Source organism: Burkholderia sp. 4NA327C6, from assembly GCF_005502655.1.
Classification (GTDB): Bacteria; Pseudomonadota; Gammaproteobacteria; order Burkholderiales; family Burkholderiaceae; genus Burkholderia; species Burkholderia contaminans.
In genome coordinates this window covers 46,689-63,987 of record NZ_SCNZ01000039.1, presented here as the reverse complement: position 1 = coordinate 63,987, position 17,299 = coordinate 46,689, and the positions used below count along the sequence as shown (strand labels likewise).

At 70.4% G+C, this 17,299-nt stretch carries 9 protein-coding genes; all 9 read left to right on the top strand.

The window, feature by feature from the left end:
* Window positions 1–71 precede the first annotated feature (71 nt).
* From FFS49_RS30690 to FFS49_RS30650, 9 genes are read left to right on the top strand one after another with little or no spacing between them, the layout of a single operon-like run.
* Entirely contained in the window at window positions 72–6,041 is a 5,970-nt protein-coding gene (locus tag FFS49_RS30690) for an SDR family oxidoreductase (RefSeq protein WP_105816872.1), read from the top strand.
* Window positions 6,038–10,060, top strand: coding sequence for a cytochrome P450 (locus tag FFS49_RS30685; RefSeq protein ID WP_105816871.1), 4,023 nt, complete (start codon window positions 6,038–6,040; stop codon window positions 10,058–10,060). The genes FFS49_RS30690 and FFS49_RS30685 overlap by 4 nt, the downstream gene beginning before the upstream one ends.
* Before the next feature lie 18 nt (window positions 10,061–10,078).
* The gene (locus tag FFS49_RS30680) at window positions 10,079–11,479 is read left to right on the top strand and encodes an NAD(P)-binding domain-containing protein (protein ID WP_105816870.1); all 1,401 of its coding nucleotides are present in this window, start codon (window positions 10,079–10,081) and stop codon (window positions 11,477–11,479) included.
* On the top strand, window positions 11,476–12,192 hold the full coding sequence (locus FFS49_RS30675; protein WP_105816869.1) for an ABC transporter ATP-binding protein: 717 nt from the start codon (window positions 11,476–11,478) through the stop codon (window positions 12,190–12,192). Before FFS49_RS30680 ends, FFS49_RS30675 begins: the two co-directional genes overlap by 4 nt.
* Window positions 12,192–13,598 (top strand): FtsX-like permease family protein, encoded by a 1,407-nt coding sequence (locus tag FFS49_RS30670; RefSeq protein WP_105816885.1) that lies wholly within the window; start codon window positions 12,192–12,194, stop codon window positions 13,596–13,598. The genes FFS49_RS30675 and FFS49_RS30670 overlap by 1 nt, the downstream gene beginning before the upstream one ends.
* Before the next feature lie 51 nt (window positions 13,599–13,649).
* The gene (locus tag FFS49_RS30665; protein WP_071334270.1) at window positions 13,650–14,429 is read left to right on the top strand and encodes an outer membrane lipoprotein-sorting protein; all 780 of its coding nucleotides are present in this window, start codon (window positions 13,650–13,652) and stop codon (window positions 14,427–14,429) included.
* Window positions 14,426–15,754: a hypothetical protein gene (locus FFS49_RS30660; protein WP_105816868.1), complete on the top strand. Its 1,329-nt coding sequence runs from the start codon at window positions 14,426–14,428 to the stop codon at window positions 15,752–15,754. Before FFS49_RS30665 ends, FFS49_RS30660 begins: the two co-directional genes overlap by 4 nt.
* A 16-nt stretch (window positions 15,755–15,770) precedes the next feature.
* Window positions 15,771–16,187: a DUF4345 domain-containing protein gene (locus FFS49_RS30655; protein ID WP_071334272.1), complete on the top strand. Its 417-nt coding sequence runs from the start codon at window positions 15,771–15,773 to the stop codon at window positions 16,185–16,187.
* Window positions 16,180–17,298: a triacylglycerol lipase gene (locus FFS49_RS30650; protein WP_105816867.1), complete on the top strand. Its 1,119-nt coding sequence runs from the start codon at window positions 16,180–16,182 to the stop codon at window positions 17,296–17,298. Before FFS49_RS30655 ends, FFS49_RS30650 begins: the two co-directional genes overlap by 8 nt.
* The last annotated feature ends 1 nt before the right edge of the window (window position 17,299 follow it).

Sequence of the window (17,299 nt, the reverse complement as noted above, 5' to 3'; positions counted from 1 at the left end):
CGGCGGGTCGAAACGTTGGTCGGCAGGGGGGCCCTGCCCGTCATCAAAAGTTATCGAAAGGCAGGCGATCCATGTCGAATACCAGCATGCGCGGCAAGCTCGTTCTCGTGACGGGCGGTGCGAAAAACGTGGGCAAGGCGATCTGCAGGCGGTTCGCCGAGCAGGGCGCGCACGTGATCCTGAATTTCTTCCATTCGCTCGACGCGTCGAAGGAGACGGCCGACGAACTGCGCGCGCTCGGCGCGACCGTCGACGTGATCCGCGCGTCCGTCGCGCAGCAGGCGCAGGTCGACCGGATGTTCGACGAGATCGAACGGCGCTACGGGCGCCTCGACGTGCTCGTCAACAATGCGGCGTCCGGCGCGCTGCTCGGTGTCGACGAGATCGGCGCCGAGCATTTCGATCGCGCGCTCGACACCAACCTGAAGGGCGCGTTCTGGTGCGCGCGCCGCGCCGCGGCGTTGATGGCGCGCTCGGGCGGCGGCGCGATCGTCAACGTATCGTCGGTGGGCGCGACGCTCGTGCCCGCGAACTATCTCGTCGTCGGCACCGCGAAGGCGGCGCTCGAATCGTTGACGCGCTATCTCGCGGTCGAATACGCGGGCCGCGACATTCGCGTGAACGGCGCATCGTCGACGCTGATCGACGGTGACGTCGCCGCGCAGTTTCCGGACCCGGAGAACACCAAGCGTTCGAGCATCGCGGCGACGCCGCTGAAGCGGCTCGCGCGCGCGGAAGACCTCGCCGATCTCGTCGTGTTTCTCGCGTCGGATGCCGCGCGCTGGATTACCGGGCAGGTGGTCGTCGCGGACGGCGGGTTGTCGCTGTGCAGCGAGGGGTTGTCGCCTCGCGCCGAATGGGCGAGTGCCGAACCGGCGGCGGCCGCCGTGGCGCAACCGGCTGAGGCGCCGGCGGAAAGTACGGCCGCGCCGGCCGACGACGCGCCGGACAGTGACGACATCGCCGTGGTCGGCATGGGCGTCGCATTGCCCGGCGCGAGCGATCCGGACGCGTTCTGGCGCGCGCTGCTGGACGGCCCGGAGCTGTTCGGCAACGTGCCGCCGGACCGGTGGGATTACCGCTCGTTCTATTCGCCCGATACGTCGGCGCAAGACAAGAGCTATCAGTCGCGCTCGGTCTTCATCGAGCAGTTCGAACCGTGCGCGACGGTGCGCGCCGAGCTCGACGCCGGCACCGCACCGCGCGAACTCACGACGCTGTGGCTGCGCCACGCGCTGTGCCAGTCGCTCGAGGGCGTGACGCTGCGCGATGCCGATCGCGTCGCGTTCCTCGTCGGCTACACGGCGGACGGCAGCCAGCATCTCGAGGAAGGGATGGTGCTGGCCGCCGCACGCGCGCGGCTGAACGCGGTGCTGATCGACGCCGGCGTCGACGCGGCGGAGCGCGCGCGCCGCGTGGCCGCGATCGATGCGGTGCTGAGTGCGCGCTATGCGCGCGGCGCGGGCGATCTCGCATCGTTCTTCCCGCACCGTGTCGGCCTGAACGCGATGAAGGGCGTGCTGCCGGACGACGCGCAGTACATGATGGTCGACACCGCGTGCTCGTCGTCGCTGTATTCGATCGACCTCGGGATCAAGGCGCTGCTGCTCGGCAAGCAGGACGTGGTCGCATGCGGCGGCGCATTCGCGCTCGCTCCGCGCGGCTCGATCCTGTTTTCGAAGCTGCACGGGCTGTCGCGCAGCGGCGAGGTGCGGCCGCTCGATCGCGACTGCGACGGCGTGCTGTTCGCGGACGGCGCGGGCGTCGTGATCCTGAAGCGCGTCGCACGGGCGCGCGCGGACGGCGACCGCATTCTCGGCGTGCTCAAATCGTTCGGCTCGTCGTCGGACGGCAAGGGCAAGGCGATCTACGCGCCGAACTCGTCCGGCCAGCGCATCGCGATCGACCGCGCGTACGCGCGCACTGCGGCGGTGCCGGCCGACGTCGACTGGGTTGTCGCGCACGCCACCGGCACGCCGGCCGGCGATCTCGCCGAATTCCAGAGCCTGCGCGACGCGATCCGGCGCGATCGTCCGGTGCACGTGACGTCGAACAAGTCGCTGGTCGGGCATACGGGCTGGGCGGCGGGCGTCGTATCGGTGATCCAGGTGCTGCTCGGCTTGCGGCATCAGGTGATTCCGCCGCAGCACCGCTTCAGCGAGCCGCCGTCGGAATTCGACATCGGCGGCACCAGTCTGCGGATTCCTGTGGCGCCGGTGTCGTGGCCGGTGCGGCGCGATTCGGCGCGCGTCGCGGCGGTGTCCGGGTTCGGATTCGGCGGCACGAACGGTCACCTGATCGTGTCGGAGTACCGCGCCGATCTGCCTGCCGGCGAGGCGAGCGGCCGCTTCAGGCGTGAACCGCTCGCGATCGTCGGGTGGGCGGCGAAGTTTCCCGGCCTCGACGGCGACGCGCAGGTCGCGGCGTGGCTTCGCGGCGAAGGCCGTGCGCCCGATGCGAGCTTCGGAATCGGCTATCCGCTGCCGAGTTTCGCGCGCGTGAAGATGCCGCCGGCCGTGCTGCGCGCGCTCGACCGCTGCCAGTTGATGGCGCTCGACGCCGCGCACGATCTGCGCGAACGCCTCGGCACGTTCTGGGGCGCGCATGCGGACACGATCGGGCTCGTGATGGGACATATGGGCCCCACGCGCAACGCGGCGCTGTATGCGAGCCGCTGCTATCTCGACGACATCTCGACGGCGGTGCTCGCCGCGACGCGGCCGGACGAGCACGCGCAGACCGAACGCCTGTTGAACGGCCTGCGCGAGACGACGCAACGACTCGTCGCGCCGACCACCGAAAACTCGTTCCCCGGGATGATGCCGAACGTGATTCCGGCACGCGTCGCGAACTACCACGATCTGCACGGGATGAACATGACGGTCGATGCGGGCCACGCGTCGACGCTGGCCGCATTCGAGGCGGCCGAGCGCTTCCTGTGCAGCGGCGAGCTCGACATGGCGATCGTCGGCGGAATCAACGGCAACGTCGCGGAGGAGGTGAGTCCGGCCTTCGGGCTGCCGCTCGCGGAGGGCATCGTGCTGTTCGCCGTGACGACCGCGCGACGCGCACGGGCCGAGGGGCTGCCGGTGCTCGCGGTGGTCGGCGGCGGCGACGCGCGTGCCGCGGTCGAGCCGGCCGCCCCGTGCGACGCGACGGGCCGTGCGGTCACGTACGCGGGCGCAGATTCAGCGATCGACGTGCTTCGCGCGCTCGTGGTTCGTACGACCGACACGACGCTGGCGCGCGACAGCGGCGGCGACCGCCTGCGCTATGCGCTGCACGTCGCGTGCGAACCGGCCGCCGCGCAAGCGGCCCCGCCGCATGAACCGCGCGAGCCGCAATCCGCGGCCCCGCCGGTGCAGCCGGTGCAGGCAGCGCCGACCGCAGTCGCTGCGCCCGGCACGTTGCTGCCCGGCGCGCTGCGCCGGACCGGCGTCGCGGCCGACGGCGAACCGCTCGGCGTTGCGCGATACCGGATCGAATGGCGCGATGCGCCGTGGCGGCCGGCGGGGCGCTCGACGCCATTCATCGCGCCGCGCTGCTTGATCGTCACCGACATGCCCGACGCGCTGGCCGCGCAGGCCGATCCGGGCGCCGGCTGCGTGGTGCTGTCGACGCGTCCGTTCGCCGCGCGCCGGCCCGGCTGGCACTGGATCGAGCGGATCGACGAAACGGTGCTCGACGGGCTGCCCGACGACATCGGCCACGTGCGCGTGCTCACGTCGCTCGACACGGGCACGCTCGCGCCGGGCGCCGCGGCACCCGCCTCGCCCGAGCGGCTCGCGCTGCACGATCTCGCCTTCCTCGCAATCAAGCGTTGCCATGCCGCGCTCAAGCGTGACGGCACGTTCGTCGCATTGCTGCTCGATGCGCTTGCCGGCGAGGTGCCGCATCCGGATGCGGGCCTCTTCACCGGTCTCGTGAAGGCGCTCGCGATCGAGATGCCGGAAGCGCGCCCGGTGGCGGTGCTGACCGATACACCCGTGCTGCCCGACGCGCTGCGCGAAGCCGAGCGCGAAAGCGGCGCACGCCACTGGCTGCCGGTCGTCGCACTGGGCGGCGGCCGTCGCCGCACGCCGCGCGTGATCGAGGACGCGGGCGAACTGCGCGCCGACGAGCGCCTGTCGCTCGGCCCGGACGCGGTCGTCGTCGCCGTGGGCGGCGCGCGCGGGATCACCGGCGAGTTGATGAAGACGCTGGCCGCGTACGTGCGCCCGACGCTGTACCTGATCGGCAGCAGCGCGCTCGACGACATCGATGCCGACCTGCTCGCGAAGGACGACGAAGCGTTCGCGAAGAGCCGCCCCGACTACATCCGCCAGCAAAAGGCGCTGCATCCGGAACGGCCGCTGCCGGCGATCATCCGCGCGTTCGAGCGGCGCGCCGACGCACGCACCGCATGCATGAACATCGAGGCGATGCGCGCATTCAGCGGCGCGCATCGCGTGACGTACCTGCGCGCGGACGTGCTGGATCCCGACAGCGTGCGTACGGCCATCGACACGATTCTCGCGCGCGAGTCGCGCGTCGACCTGCTGGTCAACGCGGCCGGGCTGAATCGTTCCGCGTCGGTGCTCGTGAAGTCGCTCGGCGATTTCGTCGCGGTGCGCGACATCAAGGTGCGCGGCTACTGGAACCTGCGCAACGCGTTCGGTGCGCGGCAGCCGCGGCTGTGGTGCAACTTCGGGTCGTTCATCGGCCTGACGGGCCAGGCGGGCGAAACCGACTACGCGTCGGGCAACGATTTCCTGAACACGCAGGCGTCGTATCACCGCGCGGCGCTCGGCCACGACGAGTTCACGATCGGCTGGACACTGTGGCGCTCGGTGGGGCTCGGCTCGAACCCGGTCACGCGTGCGTTTCTCGAGAAGAGCGGCCTGTTCACGAGCATGCGAACCGCGGAAGGGCAGCATCACTTCATGCGCGAACTCGGTCTCGGCGAGCGTGCGGCGATGTCCGTGCACCTGGGCGATGCCGAGCGGCGTGCGATCGAAACGCATCTGCCCGGCTACTTCGATCTCGATGAAGCGGCACCGGCTGTCGCCGCGTCGCGCGAGCCGGATTTCTATCTGGGCGCCGAACTCGCGCGCACCGACGACAGCGTGACCTTCGAGCGCGTGTTCGATCTCGACCGTGACGCGTACTTGCAGCATCACGTCGTCAACGGGTTTCCGACGCTGCCCGGCACGTTCGTGCCCGAAGTGGCCGCGGAGGCCGCGCTGCGGCTCGTGCCCGGGCTCAAGGTCGTCGGGTTCGCGGACGCGCGGTTCCTGCACTTCCTGCGCGTCTACGACGCGAAGCGGCCGAGTGTGAAGCGCATTCACGCGCGGATCGCATCGCGCGACGGCGACGCCGTGCTCGTGCACGTGCGGATTGCCGGCGACGTCCTGGCGCCGGGAGGCCAGCTGCTCGTGCGCGACAAGCCGCACTTCGAGATCACCGTGCGCCTGGCCGCAGCGTATGCGCCGGCGCCCGTATGGAGCGAGCCGTCGGGCGGCGCATTCACGCCGGTGGCCGATCCGTACCACTTCGACGCGGCGCCCGTGCGCCTGACCGGCATGTTCGTGTCGACGACCGACACCGGCATGAGCGATGCGGGCAAGCAGGCGCGTTTCCGGCTGAACGTGCCGGCCGAAGATCCGGTGTTCTCGCGCTTCGTGGTGCCGAGCATCCTGCTCGACGGGCTCGCGCGCGTAGCGGCGCTCGATCATGTCGCCGGCGATTACATTCCGCTCGCGGCGCCGATGTCGATCGGCCGCATCGACCTGTACGAAGCCGGCAACGACTGCGAGCTGTCGAGCCGTCACGCGTCGATCGCGCTGCGTGTGACGCCGCGCGCGTTCGCGCTCGAAGGGCCGGCGAGCAGCGGCAACCGGTTCGTCGCGGTGCGCCCGGACGGCAGGATCCTGATGCAGATGCGCGACGTGACGGGCATCGTGATCGGCTACGTCCACCGGGTGACCGGTGCGTTTGCCGCGCGCGGCGAGATCGATGCGCAACTCGCCGCGCACGCGGCTTCCGAACAGGTGTCCGCATGAGCATGAAGCGTCTCGCACCCGGCCCGCGCGGCAGCGTCGTGATGGGCAATCTCGCGGAATACAAGCGTAATCCCGTCACGATGCTGCTGAAGTTGCAGCAGCAGTACGGCGACATCGCCCGCAACCGGCTGGGCCCGTTCCTGACCCATGCGCTCGCGCATCCGGACGGCGTCCAGCACGTGCTGCAGGAGAATCACCGCAACTACGTGCGCGGCCGCTTCTACGACAACTTCAAGATGTTCTTCGGCGACGGCCTGCTGACGACTGACGGCGAGTTCTGGCGGCGTCACCGGCGCGTCGTGCAGCCGCTTTTTCACCGCAGGCAGGTGGAGTCGCATACGGCCGCCGTCGGCGACGCGGCGCTCGCGCTCGTCGAGCGCTGGCTGAAGCAGCCCGCGCATGCGCCGTTCGACGTCGTCGAGGAAATGATGCGCGTGAGCCTGCGCATGCTCGGGCTGATGCTGTTCAACGCCGACATTTCGCGGCACGCGGACGCGGTCGGGCCGGCCGTGCGCTTCGGCATCGAGGCGATGATGCCGCAGGGCAACATGAACGACTTCGTGCCGCGCTGGATGCCGACGCCGTTCAATCGCCGGGTCGCGCACGCGCGGCGCGGCATCGACACGATCATCGATGCGATCGTCGCCGAGCATCAGGCGGGGCGCAGTGAGCCGAGCGACGTGATCTCGCTGCTGCTCACCGCGCGCGACCCCGACACGGGCGCGCCGCTGACCGAGCGCGAAGTGCACGACGAGGTGATGACGGTGTTCCTCGCCGGCCACGAGACCACCGGCAGCGGCATGGCGTGGGGCCTGTACGCGCTCGCGCAGCATCCGCACGTGCTGCGCCGGCTGCGTGACGAGCTCGATTCGGTGCTCGGCGGCCGCGCGCCCGACGCCGGCGACATCGCGCGCCTGCCGTATCTGGTGCAGACCGTCGACGAGATCCTGCGTCTCTATCCGCCGATCTGGGGCTTCACGCGCGACCTGGTCGACGACGACGAGATCGGCGGATATCACATGCCGGCCGGGTCGTCGGTATTCATGTCGCCGTACGTCACGCATCGTCATCCGGCGCTGTGGGCCAACCCGGACGCATTCGATCCGGAGAACTTCGGATTGCACGCGCCGGAGCGGCACAAGTATGCGTATTTCCCATTCGGCGGCGGAATGCGCAAGTGCATCGGCTATCAGACCGCGCTGCTGCAGATGCGCGTGCTGATCGCGGTGGTCGCGCAGCATGTCGACCTGAGCGCGGTGCCCGGTCGTTCGCTCGACACCGGCGCGACGATTTCGTTGCGCCCGCGCGACGGGATCCAACTGGTCGCGCGGCCGAGGTCACGCGAGCGGGCGGGCGCCGCGCAGGCGAGGCACGACGCGCACGCGCCTGCTTCGCACGGTGCGGCGTGTCCGTTCGCGGGCGCGCAGGCGCAGGCGCCGACGTCCGGCGGCGAGCCGACGGCAAGCGCGTCACCGGCTGTCGGGCTCGGGCTTGCCGCCGGACCGGCGCTCGCGCCGGGCGTGTTGGCGTTTCTGCAACGCGATGCGACGGCACCCGCGGCACCGCACGACACCGGCGCTGACGCCCACGACGCGCCGACCCACCGCTTCACCTGGCGGCCGGTCCAGATCGAGCCGCTGCCCGAGCTGCCGGCGGCCGAGCTGGGCGGCAAGCGGATCGCGATCGTCAACGGCCTCGGCCGCACGGTCGAGCGCGTGGTGGCGGCGCTCACGCGCGCGTGTGCGAAGCCGGTTGTGTTCGCACCGGCCGACGACGTGGATCCGGCGTCCGCCGCTGGCGCGTTCGTCGTGCAGTCGGGGCCGTTCGACGGCATCGTCGATCTCGGTGTCGAAGCGCCGTTTGCACTCGACGTGCGCGATCAGTGGGAGGCGCCGCTGCGCCGCACGGTCGCGTTGCTGCAGGCGTGCTACGGCGACTGGGTGCAGGAGGAGGCGACGTCGCGGCTGTTCTATCTTGCGCTGACCTGGCAGGACGGATTGATGGGATACGGCGACGGCCTGCTCGTGCAGCCGCTCGGTGGACTGTGGGCGGGGCTCGCGAAGACGCTGCCGCAGGAGTTGCCGAACTGCAATGTGCGCGTGCTGGACGTCGCGCCGGACGAAACAGGCCGCGTCGACGGGTTGATCGCGCGTGAGCTGTATCGCTGGGGGCGCTTCGAGGTCGGCCATCGCGGCGGGCGCCGCCACACGCTCGTCGCGACCCGCGACGACCTGCCGCCGCAAGCGGCGCCCGACTGGGGGCCCGACGACGTCGTGCTGTTCTCGGGCGGCGCGCGCGGCATCGGGTTCCTGGCCGCCTGCGAGATCGCGAAGCGTCATCGCTGCACGGTGGTCGTCACCGGCCGCGACGCGCTGCCGGCCGGCGACGAGCCGTGGCTCGCGCTCGACGACGCAGGCTTCAAGCGCTACGGGCTCGACCTGCTGCGTCAGGCGACGCCGGAACGGTCGCCGAAGGCGATCCGGCTCACGCTGCAGCAACTCGAGCGGCGCCGCGAGCTCTGGGCGTCGCTCGACGCCGCGGCCGCGCTCGGCCTGCCGGTGCGCTACCGCGTATGCGATGTGACCGACGCGAACGCCGTGCGCGCGCTGTGCGACGAATTCGGCGCGCGACTGCGCGGCGTGATCCACAACGCCGGCATCGATCAGCCGGTGCGGTTGCCGCGCAAGTCCGCGGACGAGTTCGTCGGGACCGTGCGCGTGAAGGTGCTCGGGTTCATGAACCTGTATGCGGCGGTGCGCGAGCGGCCGCGTGTCGACTGCTTCATCAACGTCGGTTCGCTGACAGGCCGCTGGGGCGGCATGACGGGCGAGACCGACTATGCGGCGGCGAACGAGGCCCTCGCGCGGCTTGGCTGGTGGGCGCGCCGCGATTCGCCCGCGCGGGCCGCGAAGACGCTCGTGTGGCCGACGTGGGACGGCGTCGGCATGATCACCAACCTTGCCGTCACGCGGCGCTATGTGACGCCGATGCCCATCGCCGACGGCGTGCGTCACTGGCTGGCGGAACTCGCGGCCACTACGACGGCCGCAACGTCCGGCGGCGGCGAACCGATGTACATCGGCGCGGTCGGCCGTGCGCTGACGCCGATCCAGCTGCGCGGCTTCGATGCGGTCGACGGTTTGCCGAATCTCGGCGAACTGGCGACACGCCGGCACCATGCGGGCGAACCGCGACGGTTCCGGCCGTTCGCGTTTTTCTCGACGCGCTTTCGCGTGGCCGGCGCGCCCTATGTGCGCGCATTCCGCTTGGGCGGCCGCGCGGCGGCGCCCGCATCGTTGTTGCTCGAGCACGCGCGCGTCGCCGCCGACTGGGTCGCGCCGCCCGACGGCGAGCGCGCTTACCTGCACGAGGCCGTCGACGTGACGATGGCGCTCGACGCGCTCGCCGACGCGATCGATGGCCACGGCGATCTCGCGCTCGACTCCGACGTGACCGGCCGCATGGCCGACGGCGGCTGGCGCGTGACGGTGCGTTGCGCATCGCTTGCCGGCCGCGCGCTGCTCGATGCGACGTTCGTCTACCGAAGCCGTCCGCCGGCAGGCGTGATGGTGACGCCGCCGCACGATGCGCGGGACGATGCGGTCCGGCCGACCGCGCGCGCGAGCTGGCGCGGCGACCTGCTGCCCGAGGCGCGATGGAGCGGCGCAATCGCGCAGGTCAGGGCCGCCGACGCCGACGCGCTGTGGCGCGCGCCGGGCGACGGCGACGAGTGCGGCGCGGCGCCGTGCCCGCAGTTGTGGCTGCCGGTCAATCATCTGGAGAACGTATTGAACGTGCTGCTCGGCGCATGGCCCGACGACGGCGAGCCGCCCCGCACCTGGCGCATCGGCCGCATCGTGTTCGGCGCCGTGCAGGCCGGCGATGCCGAACTGTTGTTGCGCTATCCGCACGGGCGCTTCGCGATCGCCGATCGCGGCGGCGCATTGATCGCCGACCTGCACGACGCGCGGCTGGCCGGCGCGACCGACAGGCAGGCCGCGGCCGCGTCGGCTCTTTGAACGGAACAGGAGATCATCATGACGGAGCGCAACGACGGCGCGCGGTACTGCATCATCGGCGCGGGCGCGGCGGGGATCGCCGCCGCGAAGAACCTGCTCGCGGCCGGGATCGGCTTCGACGTGATCGAGCGCGAGGACGACGTCGGCGGCAACTGGTACTACGGCCGGCCGAGCGGCGCCGTGTATCGCTCGATCCACATGATCAGCTCGAAGCGGTTTTCGGAGTACACCGACTTTCCGATTCCCGACGACTATCCGACGTATGCGCGCGGCGATCAGGCGCTTGCGTACCTGCGTGCATACGCGCGCCGTTTCGGCGTGTACGACCGGATCGAGTTCGGCCGCTCGGTGCTCGAGATCGCGCCGGTTGCCGGCGGCTCGCAGTGGCGCGTCGAACTGGATCGCGGCGAAGTGCGCACCTACCGCGGCGTGATCGTCTGCAACGGCCATCTGTCGCATCCGCAGTTGCCCGACTATCCGGGCCGCTTCGACGGGCTGCAGTTGCATTCGTCGCAGTACCGCACGCCGGAGATCTTTCGCGACAAGCGCGTGCTCGTGGTCGGCGCCGGCAATTCGGGCTGCGACATCGCGGTCGACGCGTCCCACCATGCGCGCGCGGTGTTCCACAGCACGCGGCGCGGCTACTACTACTGGCCGAAATTCCTGTTCGGTATTCCGGCCGACCAGTGGGCCGAGTGGCCGCTGCGGCTGCGCATGCCGCTGTGGGCGCGACGCTTCTTCGGCGAACGGCTGCTGCGGCTGACGACGGCCGGGCAGCCGGAGGACTACGGGCTGCGCAAGCCCGATCACAAGCTGTTCGAGTCGCATTTCATCATCAATTCGACGCTGTTCTACCACTTGGGTCACGGCGATCTCGACGCGCGGCCCGACGTGCGCGAACTGAAGGGCGACCGTGTGGTGTTCGCGGACGGCCGCGAGGAGCCGGTCGACGTGATCGTGTACGCGACCGGCTATCGGCCGAGCTTCCCGTTCATCGACCAGGCTCATCTGCAATGGCACAAGCAGCAGCCGTCGCTGTACCTCAACATGTTCGACGCGCAGCATCGCGACCTGTTCTTCATCGGGCTGTTCCAGACGTCGACCGGCAACTGGCCGCTCATGGACTATCAGGCGCAACTGCTCGCCCGCTATCTGCGTGCCCGCGACGCGGCGCCGCGCAAGGCCGCGCGGATCGACCGGCTGATCCGGCGCGGACGCTCGGACTGGAGCGGCGGCATCGTGTTTCATCGCACGCCGCGGCACGTGATCGAGGTCGAGCATTTTGCGTACCGGCTGCAGTTGCGGCGGCTGATCGGCAGTTTGCCGGCCGTGCCGGGCGCGGCGGCAACGGCAGCGCGCCCCGCGCAAGAGGCCCAAGGTGCACCGGCGTCGGCCGCGCGCGCGGGAGGTGCGTCGTGAGTCTTGTCAACGTCGAACACCTGTCGAAGACCTACCTGCTGGACAGCGTGCGCGTGACCGGGCTCGCCGACGTGTCGGCGACGCTCGATGCCGGCCGCTTCACCGTGTTGAGCGGGCCGTCGGGCAGCGGCAAGACGACGCTGCTGAACATGATCGGCTGCATCGATCGTCCCGACAGCGGGCGCGTGACGATTGCCGGCCACGATACCGCGTCGCTGTCCGACGATGCGTTGTCCGACTTTCGCGCACGCCATGTCGGCCACGTGTTCCAGACCTTCAACCTGCTGCCGGTGCTCTCCGCTTACGAGAACGTCGAGTATCCGCTGCTGATGGCCGGCTGGGCGCCGGCGAGGCGGGCCGCGCGGGTGCGCGACCTGCTCGATGCGGTCGGGCTCGCCGACAAGGCGCGGCACCGGCCGAGCCAGCTGTCGGGCGGCCAGCGCCAGCGCGTCGCGATCGCGCGTGCGCTGGCGGCCGAACCGGCGATGGTGCTGGCGGACGAGCCCACCGCGAACCTCGATAGCGTGACCGGGCACGCGATCATCGCGCTGATGCGCACGATCCAGCGCGAGCGCGACGTGTCGTTCATCGTGTCGTCGCACGATCCGCAGGTGGTGAGCGTTGCCGACGAGGTGATCCGGATTCTCGACGGCCGTATCGTCGGCCAGGAACGGGCCGACGACGACACGGCGACGCAGGAGGCGGCCCGATGATCCACACACTGATGCTCGCGCTGCGCAACCTGCAGCGCAATCGCCGGCGCTCGCTGACCACGCTGCTCGCGATGATCGTCGGTGTCAGCGCGATTCTGTTGTTCGGCGGTTTCAGCCGCGACATCACGCTCGGGCTGCAGACCGACTTCGTGCAGCGCAGCGGCCATCTGCAGATCCAGCGGCAGGGCTATTTCCTGTACGGCACGGGCGATCCGGCCGCATACGGGATCCGCAATTATCCGGCGCTGATCGACACCCTGCGGCGCGACCCGCAGCTCGCGCCGCTGCTGCAGGTCGTCACGCCGACGCTGCAGTTCGGCGGGATCGCCGGCAATTTCGCGGCCGGCGTGTCGCGCACCGTGATGGGCTTCGGTGCGATTCCGGACGACCAGTACCGGATGCAGCAGTGGAACGCGTACGGTTTCCCGCTGCGGCCGCGCGCGTTCGCGCTGCGCGGCAGCGCCGGCGACGCGGCGCTGGTCGGTCTCGGCGTCGCCCGCGTGCTGCATCTGTGCGAGCCGCTGCGCGTGCCGGATTGCCGCGATGCACCGCCAGGCCCTGCCGAACCGGCCGCCGCCGGTCCGGACGCGAATGCGCCGGCCGACGTGCTCGCACTCGCACGGGGCGAGGCCGGCACGCAGCCGGCCGACGACGGCGCGACCCATGTCGAAGTGCTGACCGCGAGCGCGGGCGGCGCCCCGAACGTCGGCCGCTTCTCGGTCGTGAAGGCCGAGCAGCAGGGCGTGAAGGAGCTCGACGACGTGTATCTCGCGGTGCGTCTGCCGCAGGCGCAGCGGCTCGTGTACGGCGGCGCCGCGCCGCGCGCAACCGCGATCGAGATCCAGCTCGCGCGCACGGCCGACCTGCCGGCGGCCCGCGCGCGCATCGGGCAGCTGCTGCACGGCGGCTTCGACGGTCAACCGCTCGACGTCGTCGATTTCGCGACGCTGAACCCGTTCTACGACCAGACCAACCGGATGTTCTCGGTGATCTTCGGTTTCGTGTTCGTGCTGATCAGTGCGATCGTGCTGTTCGTGATCAGCAACACGATGAGCACCGCGATCATCGAGCGCACGGTCGAGATCGGCACGCTGCGTGCAATGGGCATGCGGCGCGGCGGCATTCAGGCGCTGTTCGTGTGCGAGGGCGCGCTGCTTGGCGTGGCCGGCGCATCGCTCGGCGTGCTGGTCGCGCTCGCGATCGCCGCGGCCGTCAATCACAGCGGGCTGGCATGGACGCCGCCCGCGCGCATCGACGCGGTCGCGCTCACGGTGCGCGTGTGGGGCGAGTGGCGAACCATCGCCGTTACGTTCGCGGGGCTGGCGTGCGTGGCCGGCCTGTCCGCGTGGCTGCCGTCGCGGCACGCGGCACGGCTGTCGATCGTCGATGCGCTGCGGCATGTGTGATGCCGTGCCGATGCGGTTTTTTTCGTTCATTTCACTTTCGGGAGAGCGCTCGTGCGTCGCCTGTTCGTTTCATGCTGTCTGAGTCTTTCGTTCCTGGCCGGCGTAGCGCTTGCGCAGCCGGCGCCCGATCCGCAGAAGGTGCTCGCGGCGAGCGACGCGATCCGCACGCCGGAGAAATCGTTCGTGCTGACCGCGACGCTGATCGAGTACCGGTCGGGCAAGCAGGTGGACGGCAACACGCTGTCGATCTATTCGAAGCCCGACGCGCCCGGCGGCGCGTTCCGCACGCTGGTGCGCTTCGTCGCGCCGGCGCGCGACACGGGCAAGCTGATGCTGAAGAACGGCAACGACCTGTGGTTCTACGATCCCGCGAACCAGGCGAGCGTGCGGATCTCGCCGGATCAGCGGCTGCTCGGGCAGGCCGCGAACGGCGACGTCGTGACGGTCAATCTCGCGCACGACTACACGGCCGAGCTGAAGGGCATCGAGGATATCGCCGACGGCGACCGGCAGACGCGCCGCGCGTACCGGCTCGCGCTCACCGGCCACGGCGATGGGCTGACGTACCGCCGCATCGAGCTCTGGGTCGACGTGGCCAGCAGCCGGCCGCTGAAGGCGCGCTTCTATGCGGAAAGCGACCGGCTGCTGAAGACCGCGTTCTACCGGCGCTACACGATGCAGCTCGGCGTCGAGCGGCCGACCGAGACCGTCATCATCGACGGGCTCGACAGCAACTGGGTCACCGTCATGCGTTTCTCCGACTACGCGTGGCGCGACATTCCCGATGCCTGGCTGCAGCGCGACTACCTGTCCCGCTTCCAGGCGCAATGACGATGCGGCGTCGCTGTCGAATCGCCGCGCTCGCGTGCGTGCTGCTGCCGGCGCTCGCGCGTGCGGCGGCGGCCGACGGCGCGGACGCGTCGAGCAGCGCCGGTGGCGCGGGTGGGGTGGGCGCGGCCGACGCGGCGGCGCTCGATCTCGCCGATCGGCCTGCCGCGGCGCCGGCCGATACCGCGAAGCCGTGGAAGCTCGACGTGCAGGAGGCGTTGCGCGCGAGCCGCTACCGCGACGGCGGGGATGCCGGGCGCAACCAGCTGTCGATCGAATTCGAATACGGGCAGTGGCTGACGCCGACGTTCGCCGCGCACTTCTCGATGCGTTTCGACCGCTTCGATCCGCTCGCCACGTCACGCACGTCGTCACGCGACGTGACGCTCGTGAAGGAGGCGTATGCGAGCTGGCGCACGACGCCGACCTTCGTCGTCGACGCGGGGCGCGTGAACGAGCGGCTCGGCGCGGCGATCGGCTACAACCCGACCGATTTCTTTCGCGCGGGCGCGGTGAGCCTCGACGTGCCGCCCGATCCGGACAGCCGTCACACGAACCGGCTCGGCACCGTCGCGCTGCGCGCGCAACAGGTGTGGGATACGGGCTCGCTCTCGGTGCTGCTGTCGCCGCGGCTCGAGCGCCGCAGCCGGCCGGGCGATCCGGCCGCGTCGTCCGACCTCCAGCGCACCAACGGTGTCGATCGCTGGATGCTCGTCGCGAGCCAGCGGCTGAGCGCGGCGCTCCAGCCGCAATGGATCGTCTACGGCGAAAGCGGGCAGGCGCCGCAGTTCGGCCAGAATCTGAGCGTGCTGCTCGGCAACTCGGTGGTCGCCTACGTCGAATGGACGGGCGGCTACCGGCGCTCGCTGATCGCACGCGCGACCGATGGGGCGGCCGACAGCGCATTCCGCACGAGCTCGTCGGCGGGCGTGACGTGGACGCTGCCGGTCGACCTGTCGCTGACCGCCGAATTCCAGAGCAACGGTGGTGGCGCGGACGCCGCGCAATGGCGCTCGCTGCAGCACGCGAACGCGGCCGCATGGGGCCGCGCGGTGCAGACGTCGATCGCCGCGCAGGAACTGCAAACCCGTCACGGCGTGTTCCTCATGGCCGCATGGCGCAATATCGGCGTGCGCCGTCTCGATCTGTCGGGCTTCGTGCAGGCCGATCTCGGCGGCGGCAGGCAATACTGGCTCGAGCTGCGGCGGCGCTTCGACCGGTTCGACGTCGCGCTGCAATGGCTGCATCAGGGGGGGCCATCGTGGAGCCGCTTCGGTGCGATGCCCGAGTCGAGCAGCGTGCAGGTACTGGGTATTTTCTATCGATGATGCAAGGAGAGTTCGAATGAGCAAACGCGCGCTTCAGGCGGCGACTGCCGTGCTTGCGCTGGTCCCGTCGATCACGGGGGTGCTCGGCATGATGGGCATCCACGATCCGCTGTACGGGTCGCTTGGCATCGCGCTGCCGGCCGACGCGACGCTCGACGGCAACCTGCGCTTCTACGCGGGCGTCTGGTTCGGGCTCGGGCTCGCGGCGTTCTCGGTGATCCCGGCGATCGAGCGCCAGGGGCGGCTGTTCGCGACGCTGTGGATGATGATCTTTCTCGGCGGCATCGGCCGGCTGATCTCGCTCGCGTCACTCGGGCTGCCGTGGCCGCCGTTCGTCGGCTTCACGGTGCTCGAAGTCGTCGGCGCGCCGTTGTTCATCGCATGGCAGCGGCGGGTGGCCGCTCGCGCAACCCTGGAGAACGCACATGCATGACGTCGTTATCGAACGACGCGCCGCGACGGCGCGACGTTTTTCGCGCGCGTGCGCGCGGCTGCTGTCCCGCGTCGCGCTGGCCGCCTCGCTGGTCGCAGGGTCCGGACTGGCCGCGACGCCCGCCGGCGCGCAGACAGCGGCCGGCGCCCCGGTCGACGACTACGCGGCCGCCCGCTATCCGATCATCCTCGTGCACGGCCTGACGGGTACCGACGACTATTTCGGCGTGGTGCCGTACTGGTACGGGATGCAGGCCGACCTGCAGCGGCACGGCGCGACGGTCTACGTCGCCGACCTGTCGGGGTTCCAGGGCGATCTCGGTCCGAGCGGGCGGGGCGAGCAGTTGCTCGCCTATGTGAAGCAGGTGCTCGCGGTTACGGGTGCGGCCAAGGTAAACCTGATCGGGCACAGCCAGGGCGGCCTGACGTCGCGCTACGTTGCGTCGGTCGCGCCGGCGCTCGTCGCGTCGGTCACGACGATCGCCACCCCGCACCGCGGCTCGCAGTTCGCCGATTTCGTGCTCGGCGCGCTGAAGCTCGACCCGACCGGCATCGCGACGCCGGTGTTCGGCGCGCTGCTGAACGTGTTCGGCATCCTGACCAGCGACAGGCACAACACGAACCAGGATGCGATCGCGGCGCTCAACGCGCTCGGCACGACACAGGCCGCGCAGTTCAACCAGCTGTTCCCGAGTCCGGGCCTCGGCGCGGGCGCATGCCGCGCCGGCGCGCCGTCGGAGACGATCGGCGGCAACGCGCACCTGCTGTATTCGTGGAGCGGCGCCGCGTACCAGCCGGTGTCGCTGCTCGGCATCGTGACGGGCGCAGTCGACACCAGCGTGATTCCGGTTCTCGATCCGGCGAACCTGCTGGATCCGTCGACGCTCGTGTTCCTGACGGCCGGCGGCATCATGGCGCTGGCCGGCGCGGGACCTAACGACGGCTTCACGTCGACCTGCAGTGCGTTGTTCGGCACGGTGATCTCGACGCGCTACCACTGGAATCACTTCGACGCGATCAACCAGTTGCTCGGCATTCGCGGCGCGTATGCGGAAGATCCGGTCGCCGCGCTGCGCGTGCATGCGAACCGGCTGAAACTGCAGGGCGTTTGAG